22 protein-coding genes are annotated in these 21398 nt (G+C 56.1%); 7 read left to right on the top strand and 15 right to left on the bottom strand.

Annotation, left to right across the window (positions count from 1 at the left end):
* Positions 1-98 precede the first annotated feature (98 nt).
* From BMW31_RS03830 to BMW31_RS03820, 3 genes are all read right to left on the bottom strand, one after another.
* Positions 99-1064 (bottom strand): calcium/sodium antiporter, encoded by a 966-nt coding sequence (locus BMW31_RS03830; RefSeq protein WP_255404808.1) that lies wholly within the window; start codon positions 1062-1064, stop codon positions 99-101.
* A gap of 101 nt (positions 1065-1165) precedes the next feature.
* Positions 1166-2056 carry a DMT family transporter gene (locus tag BMW31_RS03825; RefSeq protein WP_091821261.1) on the bottom strand — a complete coding sequence of 297 codons (891 nt, stop codon included), beginning with the start codon at positions 2054-2056 and terminating at the stop codon, positions 1166-1168.
* Positions 2057-2164: 108 nt separating this feature from the next.
* Entirely contained in the window at positions 2165-2806 is a 642-nt protein-coding gene (locus BMW31_RS03820; RefSeq protein ID WP_143049142.1) for a hypothetical protein, read from the bottom strand.
* A 339-nt stretch (positions 2807-3145) separates the two neighbouring features.
* On the opposite strand from BMW31_RS03820, the gene BMW31_RS03815 reads away from it, so the two are divergent.
* The gene (locus tag BMW31_RS03815; protein ID WP_091821435.1) at positions 3146-3598 is read left to right on the top strand and encodes a NanQ anomerase/TabA/YiaL family protein; all 453 of its coding nucleotides are present in this window, start codon (positions 3146-3148) and stop codon (positions 3596-3598) included.
* On the opposite strand, the gene BMW31_RS03810 is transcribed toward BMW31_RS03815, so the two are convergent.
* The 5 genes from BMW31_RS03810 to nusB all read right to left on the bottom strand — a co-directional run bounded on the left by BMW31_RS03810 (position 3595) and on the right by nusB (position 7181).
* On the bottom strand, positions 3595-4032 hold the full coding sequence (locus tag BMW31_RS03810) for a DUF5606 family protein (RefSeq protein ID WP_091821255.1): 438 nt from the start codon (positions 4030-4032) through the stop codon (positions 3595-3597). The two genes, BMW31_RS03815 and BMW31_RS03810, sit on opposite strands and share 4 nt — an antisense overlap.
* 49 nt (positions 4033-4081) lie before the next feature.
* Entirely contained in the window at positions 4082-4663 is a 582-nt protein-coding gene (gene coaE / locus BMW31_RS03805) for a dephospho-CoA kinase (protein WP_091821251.1), read from the bottom strand.
* Positions 4664-4667: 4 nt separating this feature from the next.
* Positions 4668-5531 (bottom strand): CdaR family protein, encoded by an 864-nt coding sequence (locus tag BMW31_RS03800; RefSeq protein WP_255404807.1) that lies wholly within the window; start codon positions 5529-5531, stop codon positions 4668-4670.
* A gap of 232 nt (positions 5532-5763) precedes the next feature.
* Entirely contained in the window at positions 5764-6081 is a 318-nt protein-coding gene (gene yajC, locus BMW31_RS03795) for a preprotein translocase subunit YajC (RefSeq protein WP_091821246.1), read from the bottom strand.
* A 59-nt stretch (positions 6082-6140) separates the two neighbouring features.
* A complete protein-coding gene (gene nusB, locus BMW31_RS03790; protein WP_091821243.1) occupies positions 6141-7181 on the bottom strand; it encodes a transcription antitermination factor NusB in 1041 nt (346 codons plus the stop codon).
* 253 nt (positions 7182-7434) lie between these two features.
* On the opposite strand from nusB, the gene BMW31_RS03785 reads away from it, so the two are divergent.
* The 4 genes from BMW31_RS03785 (at position 7435) to purN (ending at position 9757) form a co-directional block, all read left to right on the top strand.
* Positions 7435-8058 carry a 50S ribosomal protein L25/general stress protein Ctc gene (locus BMW31_RS03785; protein WP_091821240.1) on the top strand — a complete coding sequence of 208 codons (624 nt, stop codon included), beginning with the start codon at positions 7435-7437 and terminating at the stop codon, positions 8056-8058.
* Between the two features lie 62 nt (positions 8059-8120).
* Positions 8121-8690 carry an aminoacyl-tRNA hydrolase gene (gene pth, locus BMW31_RS03780; protein ID WP_091821237.1) on the top strand — a complete coding sequence of 190 codons (570 nt, stop codon included), beginning with the start codon at positions 8121-8123 and terminating at the stop codon, positions 8688-8690.
* The gene (locus BMW31_RS03775; RefSeq protein ID WP_255404806.1) at positions 8687-9142 is read left to right on the top strand and encodes an RNA-binding S4 domain-containing protein; all 456 of its coding nucleotides are present in this window, start codon (positions 8687-8689) and stop codon (positions 9140-9142) included. Before pth ends, BMW31_RS03775 begins: the two co-directional genes overlap by 4 nt.
* 48 nt (positions 9143-9190) lie before the next feature.
* Positions 9191-9757, top strand: coding sequence for a phosphoribosylglycinamide formyltransferase (gene purN / locus BMW31_RS03770; protein WP_091821234.1), 567 nt, complete (start codon positions 9191-9193; stop codon positions 9755-9757).
* A 49-nt stretch (positions 9758-9806) separates the two neighbouring features.
* Here the strand turns inward: purN and BMW31_RS03765 are convergent, their stop codons facing one another.
* Complete coding sequence (locus BMW31_RS03765) at positions 9807-12767, bottom strand: TonB-dependent receptor (RefSeq protein WP_091821231.1); 2961 nt, start codon at positions 12765-12767, stop codon at positions 9807-9809.
* Between the two features lie 372 nt (positions 12768-13139).
* Between BMW31_RS03765 and BMW31_RS03760 the strand changes: the two genes are divergently transcribed.
* Positions 13140-13541: a hypothetical protein gene (locus tag BMW31_RS03760; RefSeq protein ID WP_091821228.1), complete on the top strand. Its 402-nt coding sequence runs from the start codon at positions 13140-13142 to the stop codon at positions 13539-13541.
* 324 nt (positions 13542-13865) lie between these two features.
* Positions 13866-14930, top strand: coding sequence for a 3-dehydroquinate synthase (locus BMW31_RS03755; RefSeq protein WP_091821225.1), 1065 nt, complete (start codon positions 13866-13868; stop codon positions 14928-14930).
* Between the two features lie 301 nt (positions 14931-15231).
* Here BMW31_RS03755 and BMW31_RS03750 read toward each other — a convergent pair whose 3' ends face one another.
* From BMW31_RS03750 to BMW31_RS03725, 6 genes are all read right to left on the bottom strand, one after another.
* On the bottom strand, positions 15232-16200 hold the full coding sequence (locus tag BMW31_RS03750; protein ID WP_091821221.1) for an AMP-binding protein: 969 nt from the start codon (positions 16198-16200) through the stop codon (positions 15232-15234).
* Entirely contained in the window at positions 16179-17222 is a 1044-nt protein-coding gene (menC, locus tag BMW31_RS03745; RefSeq protein ID WP_091821218.1) for an o-succinylbenzoate synthase, read from the bottom strand. Before menC ends, BMW31_RS03750 begins: the two co-directional genes overlap by 22 nt.
* Positions 17223-17294: 72 nt before the next feature.
* The gene (gene menB / locus BMW31_RS03740) at positions 17295-18119 is read right to left on the bottom strand and encodes a 1,4-dihydroxy-2-naphthoyl-CoA synthase (protein ID WP_091821215.1); all 825 of its coding nucleotides are present in this window, start codon (positions 18117-18119) and stop codon (positions 17295-17297) included.
* Positions 18116-19759, bottom strand: a complete 1644-nt coding sequence (gene menD, locus BMW31_RS03735) for a 2-succinyl-5-enolpyruvyl-6-hydroxy-3-cyclohexene-1-carboxylic-acid synthase (protein WP_091821212.1) — start codon at positions 19757-19759, stop codon at positions 18116-18118. The genes menB and menD overlap by 4 nt, the downstream gene beginning before the upstream one ends.
* Positions 19746-20771: a chorismate-binding protein gene (locus BMW31_RS03730; protein WP_091821209.1), complete on the bottom strand. Its 1026-nt coding sequence runs from the start codon at positions 20769-20771 to the stop codon at positions 19746-19748. The genes menD and BMW31_RS03730 overlap by 14 nt, the downstream gene beginning before the upstream one ends.
* Positions 20768-21184 (bottom strand): PaaI family thioesterase, encoded by a 417-nt coding sequence (locus tag BMW31_RS03725; protein ID WP_091821206.1) that lies wholly within the window; start codon positions 21182-21184, stop codon positions 20768-20770. Before BMW31_RS03725 ends, BMW31_RS03730 begins: the two co-directional genes overlap by 4 nt.
* Positions 21185-21398 lie beyond the last annotated feature (214 nt).

The following is a 21398-nucleotide window of genomic DNA, read 5'->3' as shown; positions in this document are numbered from 1 at the left end:
TGCAAGGAACCGAAAGCAGACAAACAAAAGAAGTCCTTTACCCTATCACGGATAAAGGACTTCACTTTTTATCTGCCCCGTCCGGGCATCCAAATGGTCTAAACGGCGTTGTAAACCAGATAGCTTATATACCCCAGGAACACTGCTGTAAGCACCGCGCCCTCCCATCGCTGAATGGTGTACTTGGTAAAGGAGAACAACCACAGCATTATCATGCTCACAACCATCATGCTCAGGTCAAGAGAAGTGATGCCCTGGATGGTCATGGGGCTGATAAGACCTGTGAGGCCGAGAATGAAGAGGATGTTAAACACGTTGCTGCCCAGTACGTTGCCAATGGCGATACCGCTGTTGCCACGGCGTGCAGCCACCACACTTGTGGCCAGCTCGGGCAGCGACGTGCCCCCTGCAACAATGGTAAGACCTATTACGGCATCGCTCACGCCGAGCGTGTGGGCCAGCGCCGAGGCATTGTCTACAAACACACTGCTGCCCAGAATGAGGCAAACCAGGCCCACCAACACCAAAGCCGAAGCCTTCAGGGGGCTCATGGGCGTTTTCTCTTCATCGGGCGAAGCCTCTCCCTTGGCTCCTTTGAGCGTAAAGTACATGAAAAGGATGAAGAATACTGCCAGTATTGCAGCGTCCAGACGGCCGATGTTGCCGTCCATGCACATAATCAGCAACACCACCGAAGCTACCAAGGCAAACGGTATATCCTTCTTTACCGTAACGTGAAGGATGGTGATGGGGGCCACGAGTGCGGCACATCCCACAATAAGAAGTGCGTTGAAGATGTTTGAACCCACAACATTACCCACGGCGAGGTCGGGAGTTCCCTTGAGTGCTGATATCAAGCTGACGCAGAACTCGGGCATCGACGTGCCCATGGCCACGATGGTGAGCCCGATGACCAGCTGCGAGATGCCCATGCGCTCGGCCAGTCCAACGGCGCCGTCGGTGAGCTTGTCGGCCCCCCACAGCACTATCGCGATGCCTACAACCAACAAAACAAGTTGCAACCACACCATCTGCGGCGCAAACGAAAAAAGCAATAAATCCATTCGATAACTAATTATTTAAGGCTGCAAAGTTACGTCTTTTTCTCCACACCACCATCTGTTTGGCCGGCAAATAATGGTGCCAAGGGTTAAAAACGGCGCCGTTACCCTTCTGCCGGCTGCGAGTTGGCAAGGTAAACGCCGCCCAGTATGAATGCTGAACCTGCGTAGGCCATCCACGTCATGGGCTCGTTGAGAAAGAGCGCCGAGGCCACCACCGTGGTGAGCGGATTGAGATACACGTAGTTGGACACGCTGATGGCGCCAACCTTCTTGATGGCCAGGCTCCACAAAGCAAAGCAGGCGAAGCTGGCCACCACCCCGAGAAACAGCAAATTGAGCCCCACCGCCGGCTGCAGAAGGCCGCGGAGCGGAAACCGCCACGGCTCTGCGGCAAACACGGGCAGCACCGTGAGCAGGCCGTAGAAGAACACCTTGCGCGTAATGAACACGGCACTGTAGCGGCCGGAAACGAACTTGATGACGATACTGTACACCGCCCAGCACACCGCGGCGGTAAGAGCAAGCAGGTCGCCGGCGGGGTTCAGCCTGAGAATAAACCGCCCGTTGAATATCACCAGCGCCACTCCAGCCAGCGCCAGCAGCGAACCGCCGACGAGACGGGGCGTAGGCTTGACGCCTTTCAGGAACAAAATGGCCAGTGCGGTGGTAATGAGAGGAGCCGTGCAGACGATGAACGCCACGTTATTAACATAGCTTATCTTGACCGCTACGTTCTCCGACAGGAAGTAGAGCGAACCGCCCGTGAAGCCCAACAGCAGCATGAGGGCCTCGTCGCGCCAGCTGCCGGCCATGAGAACGCGCCGCTGCGGCAGGAACCAAATGCACACATAGGCCAGCAGGAACCTGACAGTAAAGATTTCGTGAGCCTCCATGCCGTGCTGCAACAGCACCTTGGAATTAACGAAGGTAACGCCCCAAATCAGTACGACGAGGATGGCCAGGAGGTGGAAAGCTGTTTTGCTGCGAGTCATAATCTTTGCGTTGCGTGCTGCAAAGATACGCATTTTCCGGCGAATAGCCTTCATCCCGTCTCCTAAAGATGCGCAACCGCCTTCGGCGGGAGCCTGCACCGGAGCTTTCTATGGTTGTTTCTCCACCGTCTGCCAGTCAGCGGAGTACCGCTTGCGGATTTCGGCCAGCCGCCCCTCCGTCATCATCCGGAACAGCGAGACCACATAAACGGGCGTGCCGTTAGCATGCTTGCCCCAGCGTGACAGGGCGTAGCAGAAGCCGTCATTGGCCGATGTGGTTACGTAAACTATCTGCATCGCGGTGCCGTCGCCCATGCGCAGAGTGTTTGAAGCTGGCTCGTAAGTCCACGAGGTGTCGCAGTAAAAGAGGCCGTTGTTCACGTATCCGTGGGCATCGGAGTAGAAGAAGGCCGTTGCCCGGCCGCCTGAACCGATGTAATAATGGGTGGGTCCCCAGCCCAACAGGCTGCCCACGAGGTTCTGACGGGACGACCAACCGTCGTTGTTTATAACAGCTACGCTCAGGCACTCCCACCCTTTGCCGCAGAAGTTCTTCTCAAAAGCCTCCTGCGAGTAGGCATTCATGTGGGGAGAGTGCGGTATGCTGTCGGCATCGAGTTCAAACTTCAGCTGCCCGTCATGCGGGGGCAGTATGCAAACTACGGTGTTGTCGTCGTCATCGTTGCTGCAGGCGGTGAAGGCCGTCAGCAGGCTCAGGGACATCAAAACGATGCTAAAAACTTTTTTCATGTCGTCGGCATTAAACTCATTTCATAGAAAACCGCGCCCCGACAGAATATTGCATCCCCAAGTGTTAAGTATTCCAAAATAACGGTTCGCCACCGGCGGACACGCTGCCGGCAAGCCCCTTGAGCGCCGAAGCACACAAACAAGCCCCTTGACGCAGCCCTTCAAGGCCCTTGAAGCATACCTTCAGCGTCGTTGAATGGCACCTCTTCCGCAGGCCCTTTGCAGCCGCGGGTTGCAGCCTGCTATCGAATGATGGCATTTTTCAGCTGTTCACAGCTCCGTTCTGCGATTTTTTTACGTACCTTTGGCACCGTAAACGAACAACATAAACGTATCAACATGATAGTAGGAAACATCGATGACTGCGCCCGCTACGAGGCGCTGAACAGGCGGTTTAAGGCTTTCTTCGACTATGTGAAGGCCCACAACCTCATGGAAATGCCTGCGGGGAGGATAGTGCTCGACGCCGACAACCTGTTTATCAACATAGACGAGCCGCTGCTAAAGCCTAAGGAAGAGCAGCTGCTGGAGTGCCACCGCCGCTACATCGACATACAGATGCCCCTGCTCAGGCCCGAAACGATGGGCTGGAGGGCACTGCGGACACTGAAAAAGAGCGAAGCCCCCTTCGATGAAGAAAAGGACTTCGCCCTGTATGCGGCACCGGCTTCGGCCTACTTTGAGGTAAAACCGGGCGAGTTTGCCATCTTCTTTCCCGAAGATGCGCATGCACCCATCATCGGAGAAGGCCGGCAGAAGAAGATTATCGGCAAGGTGCGGCTGCAGGATTAGTCCTGCCTGTCGGCAACGTTGTCGCCCTCCGTGGGGGCCAGCACTTGTTCAAAGTCGGTGTAGCCGTTGCTAACGAGGATGTCGTACCACTGGAGCAGCTTCTTGATGTCGCTGTCGTGCACGCGCTCCTGGTCAAAGTTGGGCAGCACCTCTGCAAAGTATGCGCGCAGTTCCCGGGCCGGGCACTTGCGGTAGTTGAGCGAGGTGGGCTTGCTCTGTTCCTTTTCGCCCACGCTCTTGAGCACCTGCCACAGGGGCACGTCGTCGGCATCGGTGTACATGGCGACGTCGGCCAGGCTCGTTACACGGTCGGTTGCGAAAGCGGGCATGCGGCGGTGAGTCTCGTCGAGTACTTCGACTATCAAGTTCATTTTGCCACGGGAAACCAGTCGGTAAAGTCCCGGTTTGCCTGCAATAGATAGGATTGTTTCCATTCTGAATGTTGTTTTATTGTTTAGTTAATAACCTTTTTCTTTTTTTGTCTTATCGGGCGGCATCTGCGGTGCGGAGCTCCGAGAGCAGCGCGTCTATCTGCGGCTCGAGCCGCTGCACGCCGTCGTTTACGATGATGTAGTTGGAACGGGCCGCCACCTGCTCCTGCGGCAGCTGGCTGCTTATCCACTCAAGGGTCTTGGCACGACTGATGCCGTCGCGCTCCATTACCCGGCTGATGCGTACTTCGAGCGGAGCCGTTACGCAGACAATGTAGTCGAAGTGGGTGCGGAGGTAGAACCGGGCATCAAAGAGGATGGCACTCTCCAGCCAGTTGCAGCCGCTCTGCTCGAAATCACGGGCCACCGCAGGGTGCACCACATCGTTAACGGCCTGCTTGTTGGCCTCGCCGGCCAGCAGGAAGCGCGCCAGCACAGGTTTCTGCAGTTCGGTGCCGCGATACACATCGGCCCCAACGAGCTGCTGCAAGGCCTCGCGCAGGCTCTGCTCTGTGCGCATGAGCCGCTTGGCAGCGGCGTCGCAATCGTAGACGCTGATGCCACGGCGGGCCAGCAAGCGGCACACATAGCTCTTGCCGGAGCCTATACAGCCTGTTATGGCGACCTTTACCATGGGGCTACTGCTGCTCTATCAGGTAATCTACCCGATTAATGGCAAGCCTGGCACGCGACACCGTGGGCGGCGACTGGCGCAAGTAGAGGTTGCACTTGTCGGATGGATGGGCCAAGAGTTCATTGTAATCGGCCACCACCATGAACTGTTCGGGCTTCACGCTGCGAAACTTGGTAACGCCAACCGTGAAGTGCACCTTGACGCGAGAGGGGAAAGTGCGCAGCACCTTGCCTGCCGGCATGTTGATGGCCACCACAGGCACCTCGACGTTTTCTTCCGTCAGGATGTCTGGATAGAGTGAGAGCTTGACCGCAGAGGGTACTATCTTGACGCCGTGGATGGGCTTGAGCGTTACCTGGCGGGTAACGGTATCTTCAAAGTTGACGATGTCCAGCGGCGTAGTGGTAACGTACTTCAGGCTGTCGAGGGTATGCTTGTCGGCATAAACGGTGACATGCTCGGGCCAGAACTGGAACCGGGAGAGATAGTAGTTGTGGGCAGGCACCACCTTGCCGGCCATGCGTATGGGCAGCCGTTTGGAGAGTCCGTAGTTGAAGAAGAAGTCCAAACGGTCGGGCTTGATGCCCGTTATACGCGAGGAGCCATAGAGTTGCTGGTACAACTGCTTCTGAACATCGGAGACGGGAATCACGCCGCGCCCGGTGTTCTGTACTGCGTATGAGGCAAAGGAGAACGACAGCGGATGGAGACGGCGGCTCGTGGTGTAAGCCATAAGCGCAAAGCCCTTGTCGCGAACGGTTACACGAACGGTATCGGAGAGGTCGCCCGTGATGACTGCATTCCTGGGAACGCCGGTCAGACGCACGGGAACACGCAGCTCCTTTTCGTAGGTTTCGTTCAGTGCCATCAGCAACCAGAAGACACCACTCAGTGCAAAAAAGAACAAAAAAATCAGAAACTCCTTGTTCACAACACTGAACAAGAAGTCTCTGATGAACCTGTATATTTTTCTGTATCCGGTATCCACTGACTTTGGGTTTATGCAATTGCGGTTCTGCCCCGGGGTTTCCATACCGCCATAGCGGCAACTGCCGGCCGTTGGCGACTGGCAGGCTCAAGGCTGCAGAACTGCTGCTGTGTTACTGCTGTATCTGTGATGTTGCGTCGGCAAAGACGTAGTTCTTGTCGACAGTGATGACCACGCCGCGCGCAATCTCCACGTCAACCTTGTTGTTGGTAAGGTCTATACGTTTTACGGTGCCGTAGATGCCGCCGCCGGTTACCACCTGGGCACCTTCGGCAAGGGCGTTCTGGAACTCGCGGATTTTCTTCTGCCGCTTCTGCTGCGGACGAATCATGAAGAAATACATGATGGCGAAGATGGCTACCATCATAATGAGCAGGCCCATTCCGCCTCCACCTTGCTGCGTCTGGGCAGCTAAAAACATTGAATTCATATTACTTTTATGCTATTTTGTTTGTTATTTCTCTGTATTGACAGTTTACGCGGAGGCTGTTACTCCTGCCCGGCTGCCGGCTCGGCATCGGATTCCTGCGCGGCTTCAGAAGGCTCCTGGCCATCTTGCTCACCCGGCTCCCGGTGCACGAACTTGCGGCGTGGACGCGGCTCAGGCATCGGCTTGAGCAGCACGCCCTGCTGTACCAGGTAGCGGGCTATGGCATCGAGCATGCCGTTAATGTATCCGCCGCTGCGCGGGGTGCTGTAGAGCTTGGCCAAATCGACGTACTCGTTGATGGTTACACTTATGGGGATGTTGGGGAAAGTGAGCATCTCGGCAATGGCAATCTGCATGATGACCACATCCATATAGGCCAAACGGGAGAAGTCCCAGTTACGACTCGTCTCGCTCATGTAACGCTGGTAGGTGTCAGCATTGAGTATCGTGGCGCGGAACAGCTTCTGGGCAAAGTCGCGGTCTTCCTCATCGTGGTATTCCGGCAACAGTTCTTGTGCTCCCTTCTCTTTGGGATCGAAGCGCTTGATGGTTTTCAGCACGAAGGTGTCTACAACCTCCTTGTCGTCGTTCCAGTACAGGCTCTTGTCCTCCAGGAGGTCATCCAGCTCTGCATTTTCCTGTATGAGCTGCCTGTAGAGCTTGCGCCACACCTCGCGGTCGGCCTCGTAGGAGTCGTCTTCACTGGCCATATAATCTTGGTAAGTCTGGCTCTGCTCAATCTGGTTGCACAGCTTGCGCACATATTCTATATCGTTATCCCAAGACAGTTTCTGGTTTTCAATAAAGGTATTGAGCATCTTGTTCTCCTCAAGTTGCATAGCGAACTTGTTGTAAGCGAACCTGAGCGAGGGCTTCTCGGTGCCTTCGCGCTCGGCACGTTGTGTGGCAATATCGGCCCGTTTCTGTTCTTCCTTGGTTACGGCAAGGATGAGCTGAAGAAGATAATTATATAAATCGTATGCTTTAGAAAGGCTGAAGAGAAGCTCCTTTTCAGCATTATCCATGTTCTTATTTCCGTTTTGATAGTATGCGTAGGTTAACTGAACTACCTTGATTCTTATTAATTCGCGATTAATCATTCTCTAACAATTATTTAGTTGTGCGTTCGTATTTATGTTGCAAAAATAGATATTTTCTGCAGAACCCACAAGAAAAGACAATGGAAATATGTTTTTTTAAGATAAACTTTGCACATGTCACGGAAAAACCGTACCTTTGCACCGCTTTTGCAGTTTTGAGGCTGCGGCCGCGAACCGCAGCTTCAGGCTACAGGGCACAATGCCATGTGTGATGGCGAATTAATGACCAATTTTTAATTTAGAGTAACACATTATGAAAGAAATTAATGTATCAGGCAAGAAGCGCACAGACCTTGGAAAGAAGGCTTCTAAAACTCTCCGCAAGGAAGGTATGGTTCCATGTAACCTCTACGGTGAAGCTATGGCCGACGGCAAGCCACTGGCAGTGGCGTTTGCATCGCCCATGAGCGAACTCCGTAAGATTGTTTACACTCCGCACATCTATGTTATCAATCTGAACATCGACGGCGAGCACCACACTGCTATCCTCAAGGAGCTGCAGTTCCATCCGGTTACCGACGCGCTGCTGCATGTCGACTTCCTTGAAGTGAACGAGAGCAAGCCCATCACTATCGGTATTCCCGTTAAGTTGGTTGGTCTGGCGCAGGGTGTCCGCGACGGTGGCCGCATGAACCTCTCCATCCGTAAGATTAATGTCTGCGCTCCTTACCAGCAGATACCCGAACATCTGGACGTTGATGTTACCAAGCTGACCATCGGCAAGAGCATCAAGGTAGGCGAACTGTCGTATGAAGGCTTGGAACTGAAGACCAGCAAGGACGTTGTAGTTTGCTCCATCAAGATGACCCGACAGGCTGCAACTGCCGCAGTGGCAACAACAGAAGAGACTGAAGAGAGCACTCCCGAAGCTGAATAAGGAGGAAACGCCTCCTCATTCGCCCGCTTTCGAGGCGGATTAGTTTGACTTCAGAATAGAATATGGAGAAATATTTGATTGTAGGACTGGGCAATCCTGGTGACGAGTACCAAGGAACCAGACACAATACCGGCTTTATGATATTGGACGCTTTTGCTAAGGCGTCCAATATTGTTTTTGATGACAGGCGCTACGGCTTCATCACCCAGACCGCCATCAAGGGCCGACAGGTGACGCTGCTCAAGCCTACAACCTTCATGAACCTGAGCGGCAACGCCGTGAGATACTGGCTCGGCAAGGAAAAAATACCGCAGAGACACTTGCTGGTATGCGTAGACGACATCGCTCTGCCCTTAGGACATTTCCGCCTGAAAGCCAACGGAAGCAACGGCGGACACAACGGGCTGGGCAACATCCAGCAGCTGATAGGGCATAATTACGCCCGCCTCAGGATGGGCGTAGGCAACGAGTTTCCGCGCGGAAGGCAAGTAGAATGGGTGCTGGGCAGATACAGCGACGACGAGCTGAAAACCCTTCAACCGGCTATCGACACTGCGGTTGAAATCATCAGGAGCTTCGTTCTGGCCGGTATCGACATCACCATGAACCAGTTTAACAAGTTAGGAAGATGACAAAACAACCTACTTCTGCCAACAGCATGGCAACGGGGCAGGCCCGGATAGACAAATGGCTGTGGGCTGCCCGCATCTTCAAGACCCGCTCCATTGCTGCCGACGCCTGCAAGAACAGCCGCGTAACCATTGGCGGCGTGAACGTAAAACCCTCGCACATGATAAAGGCCGGCGAGGTGATAAGCGTCAGGAAGTCGCCCATCACCTACTCTTTCAAGGTTCTCAAGCCGATAGAGCAGCGCGTGGGGGCCAAGCTCGTGCCCGAAGTTTACGAGAACGTGACCGATGCCAAGCAGTATGAGCTGCTGAAAATGAGCCGTATCAGCGGATTCGTTGACCGCGCCCGCGGCACCGGCAGGCCTACCAAGAAAGACCGCCGGGCCATCGATGCCTTTGTTGACCCAACGGTATTCGGCTTTGATGACGACTATTTCAGCAGCGAAGACGAATGATGCGACCATCCTGCAGCCCGTCAACCATCCACGTAAAAACCAACAACCATGAACATAGCGATATTCGTTTCAGGCAACGGAAGCAACTGCGAGAACATCATCCGGTATTTTGAAGCCGACCCCGACATCCGCATTGCCCTGGTACTTAGCAACAAGCCGGATGCCTATGCACTCACCAGAGCCCGCCGGCTGCACGTTCCTACAGCCGTTATGCCAAAGCCTCAATTCGGCGAGAAGGACAAACTGCTCTCGCTGCTGGCCGACTATGAGATTGATTTCATCGTGCTGGCAGGCTTCCTGCTCTACATTCCCGACTTCTTGGTCAAGGCCTTCGACCACCGCATGATTAACCTTCACCCTGCCCTGCTGCCCAAATTCGGCGGCAAGGGCATGTACGGCCACCATGTGCACGAAGCCGTGAAAGCCGCCGGCGAGCGTGAAACAGGCATGACGGTGCACTGGGTGAACGAGCAGATGGACGGCGGCGACATCATCGCCCAGTACCGGACGCCACTCTCGCCCGATGACGACGTGGCGACCATTGCCCGTAAAGAACACGATTTGGAGATACGATACTTTCCATTGACAATCAGGAAAGTCATCGAAAAACTATAGCCATCAGAGGGCTGGAAATATCCGCCCGCCTGATGGCTTTTTTGTTTCGTCAGAACATTCTGCGCCCGCCGAAGCCGCCACGCGAACCCGGTCCGCCGCTGCCATGACGTCTGCCGGAACCACCGAAGCCAGGTCCGTTGTCGCTGTCCTGCCGACGCTGGCCGCCGAAAATGTTCAGGCGATAAATAACGTGCAGCATGGCATAGCTGTTGATGCTGTTGTACTGCGTGTCGCTGCGCAGCACGTCGTTGATGGTTCGGCTGAAGTTGCTCTGGTTGTGCAATATGTCGTAGAACTGCAGCGATACCGTCAGCGCGTTGCCTTTCAAGAAACCCTGCGACAGCTGCGCATTCCACACCAGCTCGTTGGTGTTCATCGCGGCATCGTTGTACCCGCGGCGGCTGTTCTCATGTATATCCGACGAGATGCTCATACCCCACGGCAGGTTCACGTTCACGTTCCCTCCGTAGGCAAACTGCCACGTGTCGAGGTCGTTGTCGGGCTGCAGTTTGTTGCGCGAGTGGGTGTAATTGACCGACCCGTCGAGGTTCACTTCCAGCCAGTCGTTGCGGTATCCGCCCCCCAGACGTTCCCCCAAGGTGAGCGAACGCGTAATGTTTTTCACCGATTCCCTTGCTCCCGCCGGCACCAGATAGCTCGCGTAGTTGTTGTAGTTGGCGTTGGTAAAGGTGTTCACGTTCCAGTATCCGGCCGAGTCTAAGGCCGTGTTGAACATGAAGGCGCCCATGGCATCCCAGTTGCCGTTTATGTTCTCGGGCTGCGTAGTGCGTCCGCCGGTTGCTTCATTGTACGTTACCTTGTTGCTGATGCTGTTGCGCGTGTTGCTGTAGTTCACGAACGTCATGATGGCACGCTGATGTTTCTCTATATAATTATTGTAGAAGAGGCGGAAGCGGTTGGTGAACGAGGGCTTCAGACCTGGGTTTCCTTTCGATATGTTCAGCGGGTTGCTGTCGTCGGTAATGTCGAGCAGCTGGCTCATGGACGGCTGGCTGGTGGTTCCGCGGTAGTTGATGCGCAGGTTGCTCACCTTGCTTATGCGGTAGCGGAAGTCGAGAGTAGGCGTCACGTTGGTAACCGTTCGCGTGGTGTCAACGTGTATTCCCTGGTAGTTCTGCACGTAGTTGGACTTCTGCGGCTGCACCATCACACCCACGTTGAAGTTGTACTTGGGCCTTATCATGCGGAACATGACTTCGAACTCGTTGATGTAGTTCTTGTATTCCGAGAACCGGCTGAGGTCGCTGTTCAGGTAAGTTTCAACGGGATTGGCTAGCAGCGAGAGGTAGTCATTCCACTGCCGGTAGGCCGGAACCACGCCGTCGAAGAGGCCGGGCGTAACATGACTGAAGTCGTACGTTGACCTGTCGCTCTTGCTGTAGCTGTATCTGAAGCTGTACCTCAGCTGCAGGAACGTGGCCCGCCACAGCGGTTCGCTGTACGTTGCCTGCAGGCGGTAGCCGTAGTTGGTGGTGGGCATGGTGTTGTAGCGGTTGGTCATGTAGGTTGAGTCGGTGCCGGCAAGCGTTTGGAGCAGATAAAGGCGCACGTTGTTCAGCTGCAGGCTCTGGCTGTCCGACTTGCCGTAGTTGCCGTCAACGCGCAGGGTGAAGTTGCGCCCCTTGTTGCCCAGCCGGCGGTTGTACTGCAACATGCCCCGCAGGTTCTTGTCGGTGGAATAGCTGATGTTGGTTGAATTTGATGAGTTTACAACCGTGCTGTCGGCCGCCAGCTGTGCCAATGCCTCGGTACTCAGCGGCGACGAGACGTACAGATACGGGTCCTCGTTGAACGTAGCCGATGTGTTGAGCCCGCGGCCGTCGCCCGTAGACCAGGTGAACGATGGCCTGAACATGATGTTGGTCATTGTGTCGGGCTTCCACTCCAGCCTCAGCCGGCCGTCCCAACTGTTGCTGCGGCTGTAGTTCTGGGCAATGCTGTTGCCGTAGGATGATGCCTGCGCACCCGTACCCACAAAGTTCTGGGTCGACTGTATGGTGTGCACGTCGCCGTTGGAGTGGTTCCAGCGCAGGCTGGCGTCTATCTGTATCTTGTCCTTTATCTCGAAGTTGTAGTTGCCGCCTATCATCTTGGTGGCGTTCAGTCCTTGCCGGCCGGCTCCCCACCGGCCGTATCCGCCGCCCCCGGGGAAGCCCATGTCGTTGGTATTGTTGGCGTTGGCAAAGAGCATGAAGCGCGACTTGTCGGTAAAAACTGCCCCCATGCCGCGCCCCGAGTAGCGGCTCTTGGTGCCCACACCCAGGTCTATGTTGGTAAACATGCCGTGGTTCATGCCCGGTTTCACGCCGAAGTCGAGCACCGTTTCCTCCTCACCGTCGTCTATGCCCGTTACGCGCGAGAGGTCGCTACGCTGGTCGTAAGCCTTTATGCGGTCAACAATGGAGGTGGGAAGGTTCTTCAGTGCCGTCTTTGTATCGCCCGTCATGAATTCTTTTCCGTCAACAAGTATCTTCTTCACTTCCTTTCCGTTGATGGTAATCTTGCCGTTGTCGTCAACCTGGGCACCGGGAAGTCGCTTCACCAACTCCTCTATCGTAGAGCCTTCCGGCGTGCGGTAGGCCGCCGAGTTGTACACAAACGTGTCCTCCTTGAGCGTTACCTTCATGGCCTGACCCACCACCGTGGCGCCCTTGAGCATGATGGCATCGGTGCTCATCGTGATGTTTCCCATGGCGAGGTCTTTCTCCTGGGATATCTCTATGTGCTTGATGAGGGTGGTATAGCCCACGCTCGATATCTTGAGCAGATACTTGCCGTTGCGCGGGGCGTTGACAAAGAAGAGGCCGTCTTCATTAGACACCGTGCCGCCTATGAACGTACTGTCGGGCTGCAGCAACTGTATCGTGGCCTGCATCACGCCTTCCTTCGAGTCTTTGTCTATCAGTTTGCCTGTTATCTGCCTGTCGGGAGCGGCCCACGTGGCCATCGCCGGGAGCAGAAACAGAAGCATCAAAATCTTTAGTTTCATTCCATTTAGTTTTTATCTTTTGGTTTTTAGATGTACGGAGCAGCCGATGGTTTAATCGCGCTATTGTTAAAAAAGCCCACAAAAGTGCCTCGGCAAGGGCGCCGGTAGATGATTATCGGGTCGCTAATGGTATGCTTCAGGAACTTTTGACACTTGTCGAAAGATCGTGCGACAGGTGTCGAAAGATTGTGCGACACTTGTCAAAAGTTCCCGAAGCATAGCTCCGGCACCAGATAAAATATTCGTTATGTATATAAAAAAGTCGCTGAAACGCTTGCTGCTTTTACATTTTATACCTAAATTTGACCCTGAAGAAGATCCAGATACTTTCTGGATACAAAACATAACAACAGACCCTAAATTCCAACTATTATGAACAACCAGAACAAAACAACGCAAAATTACAGCTCACTGCTGTCTTCTCTCTTCCTCGCATGGATGATGTTTTGGGTCATTTTGCCCGTATTGGAAAGCAACGACACCTTGTTTTATATATGTACCGCTATTCTTGGCGTACTTCTTCTGGCAGATTTGGCAATAGCAGTTGTTGTTTTCAGGAGAGACAAGCAGGCATTCTTCTCTTGGATGATGGGAACACTGAGTGAAAAAGTTCTCTCGGTAGCCCTTGCTGTTATCGGCCTGTTGGTAGACTATGCCTTAGGCCTGAACAAGCTGGCTTACTTCTGGTGGTTCATTCTTGCACTCGATTTATTTGCCTGGCTGCTGCCTACGCCCAAACAGAGCGGGAGCCCGCAGCAGAACGAAGCTGCGTAGCGCAACCCAGTCAGGTGCCCGCAGGCACCGCTTCATCCTATCACCGCATGCCGTAAAGGAGCTCTGCTCCCGGACCGGACATGCGGTTTCTGCATGCCTCCCAGCCCGAGTAAAAAGCAATGAGGACGGCAGACGATTTCCGGCTGCGCACAACCGTTTAAGCCGCACGCCTTAAATGGCGAAACTTACTGATTCTTGCTCACTTACGTGTACTTATGAGCAGTTTAGGAGAAGCTAATGATAAAAACTATTAAATAAACGGTAACAAGTCATTGATGTTGCATAAACTGTCGTACATTTGTTGGTAACGAATATAGTAAAGTTATGAATATTGAGCAGAAAATCATAGATTCCAAGAATTTGAAACAGGAAACGGCACTGGCCATTTCAGAGTGCGGACACGACAGGATATTTGTCCTGACCGACGAAAACACCGCCCGCCAGTGCTGGCCCGTTATCCGAGACTTCTTCAGTCTCAGGCAGGCGCGCCTCATCGTGACCCCCGCCGGCGACGCCAACAAGGGCCTCGACGCCGTGGTAAAGGTGTGGCACGAGCTGGAAGCAGGCGGCGCCACACGCCACAGTTGCCTCATCAACCTGGGCGGAGGCATGGTAACAGACCTGGGAGGGTTCGCTGCCTCCACTTATAAAAGAGGTATCGACTTCATCAACATGCCCACAACGCTGCTCGCGATGGTAGACGCCGCGACCGGCGGAAAGACGGGTTTCAACTTCGGAGGACTAAAGAATGAGATTGGAGTGTTCAGCAACGCCCGCTTCGTTATCCTCAACACGGACTTCCTGAAGACGCTCGACGAGAGCAACCTGCGGTCCGGATACGCCGAAATGTTGAAGCACGCGCTCATCGACAGCGAGCAGACGTGGGCCGAGTTGCTGAACTTCAACTTGGCCGAACCCGACTTGGAGCAGCTGCAGACCATGCTCACCAAATCGGTGCGGATAAAACAACGCATCGTAAAGAAAGACCCCAAGGAACGCGACAGCCGCAAGGCACTCAACCTGGGGCACACCATCGGGCACGCCATCGAGGAGTGGTCGATGGAGCAAGTGCCGGGCCGGCAGCCCCTGCTGCATGGCTATGCCGTGGCCTACGGCCTCACGGGCGAGCTGTACCTGAGCGCGATAAAGACGCAATTCCCCACCGACAGGCTCTGCCAAACGGTGAGTTTCATCCGCAGCTACTATGGCGTACCGCCCATCACGTGCAACGATTATCCCCACATACTCGAGCTCATGACGCACGACAAGAAGAACATAAACGGCCAGATAAACTTCACCCTGCTTGGCAACGTAGGCGACATACGCATCAACCGCACGGCTACGGAGGAAGAAATCAAGGCTGCACTCGACTTCATCCGCGAGGCATAGCAGTCGCTCCGCGGGCCTCCGCGCCCCTTTCAGTTATCATCTCACACCTAAGGAGCTATGCTTTTTACGATAAGGAGCATAGCTCTTTACAGTAAGGAGCATAGCTTTTTACGATAAGGAGCATAGCTCTTTACGATAAGGAGCTATGCTCACTGCTGTAGTGAGATGGCCTCACTACGATAGTGAGATGGCCTCACTGCGATAGTGAGATGGCCTCACTACGATAGTGAGATGGCCTCACTGCGATTAAGAGAGGGCCTATATATAATAAGGTGATGGCAGGAAGCAGGGCGGGAGACCGTCAACCGGCCTCGCGGGCCATGCGTTCGGCCACGGCGCGGGCGGGCTTTCCGGTTTCGGTAAGCGGTATCTGCGCCACGTGGATGTATCTGCGCGGGCACCAGTATTTGGGCAGCGCGGCCACGCAAAGCTCCTCTACTTCGGCCATGTCGGTCTGTTCGGTCAGCATGACCACTATCTCGCCGAACTTTTCATCTTTGCGTTTGGTTATCATGAAGCCGCCGCGCATGAACGGTTTCAGCGCCCGTTCCACCTCTTCTGCCTGTATTTTGATGCCTCCGGAACAGATGACGTTGTCCTTGCGGCCGATGATGCGGAAGCCGCGAGACGAGAGTTCGGCGCGGTCGTGGGTAACAAGACGGCCCTCGTGCACGGCCGGCGCGTCGATTACCAGGCAGCCTTCATCGTCCAGACTCACCTTTACCGTATCGAAAGACATGTACCACGGGCTTGCTGCGGGGCCGCTCAGGCGGCGCAGAGCGATGTGCGAGAGGGTCTCCGTCATGCCGTACGTGCTCCACACGGCATGGGGAAAGCTCCGCAACTGGCGCTCCATGCGGTCGTCTATCGCACCTCCGCCAATGATGAGGTTGCCTATTTGCATCAGTCTGCGGCGCTCCTCGGGCACCTGCAGACTGTTGTAAACCTGCATGGGAACCATGGCCGCAAAGTCTATCGGCCCCTCCACGCCGGCCAGCGGATGGCCATCGGGCTCAACGGCCACCAGTTGCAGGCCTCGCTCCAGCGCCCGCACAACCATCATCTTGCCCGCTATGTAATCCAAGGACATGCAGAGCAAGGCCCTCTCACCGGGCTTCAAGCCCAAGAAATCGCACGTGATGCGGGCCGAGGCCAGCATCCGCCGCTTCTCCGCCCACATGGGTTTAGGCTCTCCGGTGGAGCCGCTGGTGTGCACCAGCACGCTGTCGGAGGCGTTGTTCCACTCGTCTAAGAATTCTTGCAGTACCATAGCTGGTCTCCTTTGATTAGCAGCGGCATGTCGATATTGTCCGTAAAGAGCTGTCCGGTGCCCAGACCTTGCGGCATGGAGATGTGAGGCCCGTAGACGGAAGCACAGAAGTGGGCTATCGCATTGAGGCCTACGTTGCTCTCCAGGGCACTCGTTATCCAGCTGCCAATGCCCCTCTCGCGGGCCAGCTGAATCCATTCGCGCGAGCCGGACATGCCTCCGTGCAGGCTCGGTTTCAGCACAATGAAGGCCGGGCGGAGGGTGTCGAGCAGCTCTTTCTTTGCCTCCGGGCTGTTCACCCCTATGAGTTCCTCGTCCAGGGCGATGGGTATCGGGCTCTCACGGCACAGCTTCGCCATTGCTTCCCATTGCCGTTGGCGGACGGGTTGCTCAATGGAATGAATGCCGTAGGGGGCCAGCGCCTCCAGCCGTTGCATGGCATTGGCGGGCGTGAAGCCGCCGTTGGCGTCCACGCGCAGTTCCACCTGCTCCTTGCCGAATGCCTCTCGGATGTGGCGCACGAGGGCTAACTCCTGCTCAAAGTCTATCGCTCCAATCTTCAGTTTTACGCAGCGGAAGCCTTGTTGCAGCTTTTTCTCCAGCCTGCTGTACATCTCGGCGAAGCTCCCCATCCACACCAGGCCGTTGATGGGGATGCCTTCTTCGCCCCTGCCGAAGGCCGTATCGAACAGCGCAGGTGAGCCCCCGGCCTCGTACTGGGCCAGGGCAGTCTCCAGACCGAACAGCATCGAGGGGTACGGACGCAGCTCATCGAAGTCTGTCCGGCCAGTTGTGGCCACGAGCCTGCAGGCATCCTGCAGGATTTCGGCATAGTCCGCGAGGGCATCGCACGACAGGTCGGGCAACGGGGCGCATTCCCCCACTCCCTTCACTCCCGGCTTTTGGGGACTTGTGAGGGTAACAAACCAAGAGCGGCGCGTGGTGTACACGCCCCTCGAAGTTCCCGCCGGCTGCCTGAAATGCAGCGTTTTCTCGGTGATACTTATATGGAATTTCGGCATATCTGATAATGAATTGAATGAGCAGAGCGGGCATTTGCCACTCTTCTACCAACTGTTTGAGAGCGTTGAGAGTTAGGGGAACTGGGGAAACTTGTCGAAGTCGGGCTTGCGTTTCTCGAGGAACGCGCGGCCTCCCTCTTGTGCCTCATCAAGCGTGTAGTACAGCATGGTGGCGTCGCCGGCCAGCTCCTGGATGCCTGCCTGGCCGTCGAGTTCGGCATTGAAGCCTGCTTTCATCATGCGCAAGGCCAGCGGCGAGCGTTCCATCATGGTCTCCGCCCAGTCCACGCACTCGTCTTCGAGCCGGTCGAAGGGCACCACCTTGTTCACCAGTCCCATCCGTTCGGCCTCCCGGGCACTGTATTGGCGACAGAGGAACCATATCTCGCGCGCCTTTTTCTGCCCCACGATACGAGCCAGATAGCTGGCTCCGAAGCCGGCATCGAAGCTCCCCACCTTGGGCCCAGTTTGTCCGAAGACGGCATTCTCACTGGCTATCGTGAGGTCGCAGACCACGTGCAGCACGTGTCCTCCGCCAATGGCATAGCCGTTAACCATGGCAATGACGGGCTTGGGGAGCCTGCGTATCTGCATCTGAACATCGAGTACGTTGAGCCGGGGCACACCATCGGTGCCCACGTAGCCGCCTTTTCCCTTGACGTGCATATCGCCTCCGGAGCAGAAAGCCTTGTCTCCGGCACCCGTGAGGATGACCACCCGGATGTCCGGACACTCGCGGCAGTAGCTGAAAGCCTGGCTCATTTCCCACACGGTGAGGGGGGTGAAGGCGTTGCGATACCGCTCGCGGTTGATGGTTATCTTGGCAATGTGGTTGTAACTCTCGAAGAGTATCTCCTTAAAGTCGAAGCTCTCTATCTTTTCCCATTCTCTTTTCATATTCTTAATGATTGATAGTATTGTTCGTAAATGGCTGCATCGCGGGCGGCGTCGGTGAACACTTCCAGCAGCACTGGCCGCTCTGAACGCCCGCAAGTCAGCGTTTCAAGCTGGCTCTCCAATGCCTCCGCGCTGTGGGCAGCATAGTAGCTGACGTTGTTCTCCATGCAGATGCCCTCGGCGGTGGTATGATGCCGGGCCGCAACAAGCTCATCGCAGGCGGCCGATTGGCGCAACCCGTTGAGTTGATAGAAGATTCCGCCACCGCCGTTGTTGAGCAGCAGGATGCGCAGATTGCCGCGGAGGTTGCGGTTCCAGAGTGCATTCTGGTCGTAGAAGAAGCTCAAGTCGCCCGTCACACAGTACACGTTGCGCTCCGTAACGAGCGAGTAGCCGGCCGCGGCAGACACACTTCCCTCTATTCCATTTACCCCCCGATTGCAGTAAATGTAGTGAGAAGCAAAGATGTTGCCCAGTCTCACGGCGGTACTGTTGGCGTAATGAACCTCGGAAGAAGGGTCTTCGAGCTGCAGCCGGGCCTCCAGCAGTTGCACGGCCAGCATCTGCGAGTAAGGCGGACGATAGCTGTTGCGGTGGTCGATGGCCTGCATCAGCACCGCTTCCCACAAGTTACGAAAGGCGTGCGAGCTGCGGTTGTGGAGCTGCGAGAGCACTTCCGCGGGCCGAGCCTGCACCACTCCGGTAAGGTTCATGAGCACATCGTGCACTGCGCCGCTCTCGTTTATCAGCCAGCATTCCGCCTTACGGGCGCGGCGCAGGAACCTGCGGGCCCGCTTGCTCACCAGCGTATCGCCCACGTAGAGGATGAAATCGGGCAGGAAACGCTCACTCCGAGAGGCCAGGAGCACAGCTTCATCCAGGCAGCAGGCCGTCAGTGAGCCGCCGCTCAGCTGCTCCTGCAACACCACATAGCCCAAGTCGTTCAGCCGGCGGCAAAGAGCAGTCGGCAGCGCGTCGCGCTTCAGTTGCCCTACAACTATCATGGGCCGCTCCGCCTGCTCAAAACGGGCAAGGAGAGAAGCATCTACAGCGGTTGTTGAAGGCGTGTACAGACTAATCAGCCGTTCGCGGGGAAGCTGCGCGGTGGTCATCTCGAACAGCGGCTCCGTAATGGGAACGTTGATGTGAACGGGCCCTCCGCCGCCTTGCCTGCAGGCCATCAGGGCCTCGTTTACCAGCCTGTTGCAGTACCAGTGCTCCTCTTCGTCGCGCGGTTCGGGCAGTGTAACGCTCTTGCTCACAAAGCCGGAGAGGGCTGCAGGCTGCCGGAGCGTCTGCCCGTCGAGCTGGTCAATCCACTGCGGAGGGCGGTCGGCGCTCACAACCACTACCGGCTGATGCTGGTAAAAGGCCTCGGCCACGGCCGGTGCCACGTTGAGCAGCGCCGTGCCGGAGGTGACGCAAACCACTACGGGCTGGCCGGTGGCCTGACAGATGCCCAGCGCCTGGAAGCCCGCCGACCGCTCGTCAGTAACCGGCCAGCATGTAATGGCGGGGCACTCGTTGAGGTTATGAACGATGGGAGCATTCCTGCTGCCCGGGCACACCACCGCATGGCGCACGCCGTGGCTCACGAGCAGTGCCGTGAGAATGTTGACATTATCTTTATTCGAATACATGTTTCATTGTCTGGAGTTTGGCTTCGGTCTCGTTCCACTCGCTCTCCTCGCGGCTTTCAGGCAGCAGTCCGCCGCCTGCATGCAGCACGCAGCGGTGGCCCAACAGCTCCATGCAGCGCAGCGACACGTACAGATGCGTGCCGCCGGGCAGGCCTATGGGGCCGCAGAAGCCGCTGTAATAGCGGCGGTCAAGGCCTTCGTGAGCCAGGATGAACCGGCGGGCGGCGTCCTTGGGAATGCCGCACACGGCCGGCGTGGGGTGCAGGCGGGCCACCACATCGCCCACTCCTACGCCCGGATGCAGGCCGAACGTGAAGTCGGTGCGCAGGTGGCAGAGCCCTGCAGCTGTGGTTGTATAGGGCCCGCGGGCAGAAACATGGAGGCCGAACGTGCGGAGGCGGCGACCGATATAGTCGGAAACGAACTGCTGCTCGGCCCTGTTCTTGGCCGACCATGCCGGCTCCAAGCCCGCAGCCTGGCTGTTTTTCATCGTTCCGGCCAGTGCCATGGTGTGCCAGAGGGTGCCGTCGGCACTCTCTGCCAGTATCTCGGGTGTGGCCATGAGCCACTCTCCGCTGCGGGCGGTGCTCACCAGGGCGATGAACAGATGCGGGTACAGGCGGCACGCCTTGTGGAAGAGAGCCTTGCCATCAGCCGGCTCCGCCAGCCTTATCTCCACGCTCCGCGAGAGCACGAGCTTGCCGAACTTGCCCGCACAGAGCTGCCGGTGGAACGCGGCAAAGGCCGAGGCATAGCCCTCGCGGCCGGCTTCGCCAACGCTGTGGGCCACGGGGCCCGCCGTCTCTGCTGTGCTGCAGGGCCGCTGCTGTACCACATCGGGGCGCAACAACAGCACAGGATGCAGCGCCGACGCAGCGAACGGGGCCATCACGAAGCCCCGGCAGCCGTTTAGCTGTCCGTAGTCATGCAGTTCGAGCGGCTCTCCTTCGGTTTGCTCCACATAGGTGTAAGAGGTGGAATCGGGCAGACGATAGCAGGCAAAAGCACTCATTTCTTGCGCTGACTAATCACGTAGTTGGTTACGTGTACGGTCGATATCAGTTCTCCTTTCCTGTTCCTGATGTCCACCTGCCACTCATGAAGCGTGCGGCCCTTGAACTGCAGCTTGGCGTAGGCCGTCACCACGTCGCCCTCCATGACGGCCTTCAGGTGGCTGCCGCTCACGTTTATGCCCACGCTAATTCTGTCCGGACACAGCGCCATGCTGCCTACACCGGCCACGTTCTCGGCCAATGCCAGCGATGCTCCGCCCGAGAGGAAGCCGAAGGGCTGCCGGTTAAGCCCGTTAACCTTCATGCGCGCCATGAGCGTATCTTCTTCCGGAGTTGACAGGAACTCCATGCCCAGCGTGTTGGAGAGCCCGTCCTGGGTCTTGATGATTTCCTTCTGTTTTTCTATATCCATTGTTCCTTTTACTTTTCATAGGTTCTACACACAAACCTTTGGCAAAGATAGCAAATTGTAAACACACAACCAAATATAACGGTTGCTTTCTCTGCCGGTCCCGGAAGTCACGAGCCGGAGTGGGAAACCATGCCGGCATGTGCCGAATAGCCTGCTGCGGGGGTGCTGAAAACATGCCGAAAAAGTGCTGAAAGATAGGAGCAGGAACTTTTGA

It is taken from the genome of Prevotella sp. kh1p2 (assembly GCF_900111525.1).
In the GTDB taxonomy this organism is placed as follows: Bacteria; Bacteroidota; Bacteroidia; order Bacteroidales; family Bacteroidaceae; genus Prevotella.
Note: the sequence above shows the minus strand (reverse complement) of the source record. Positions and strands in the feature narration are given on the sequence as shown.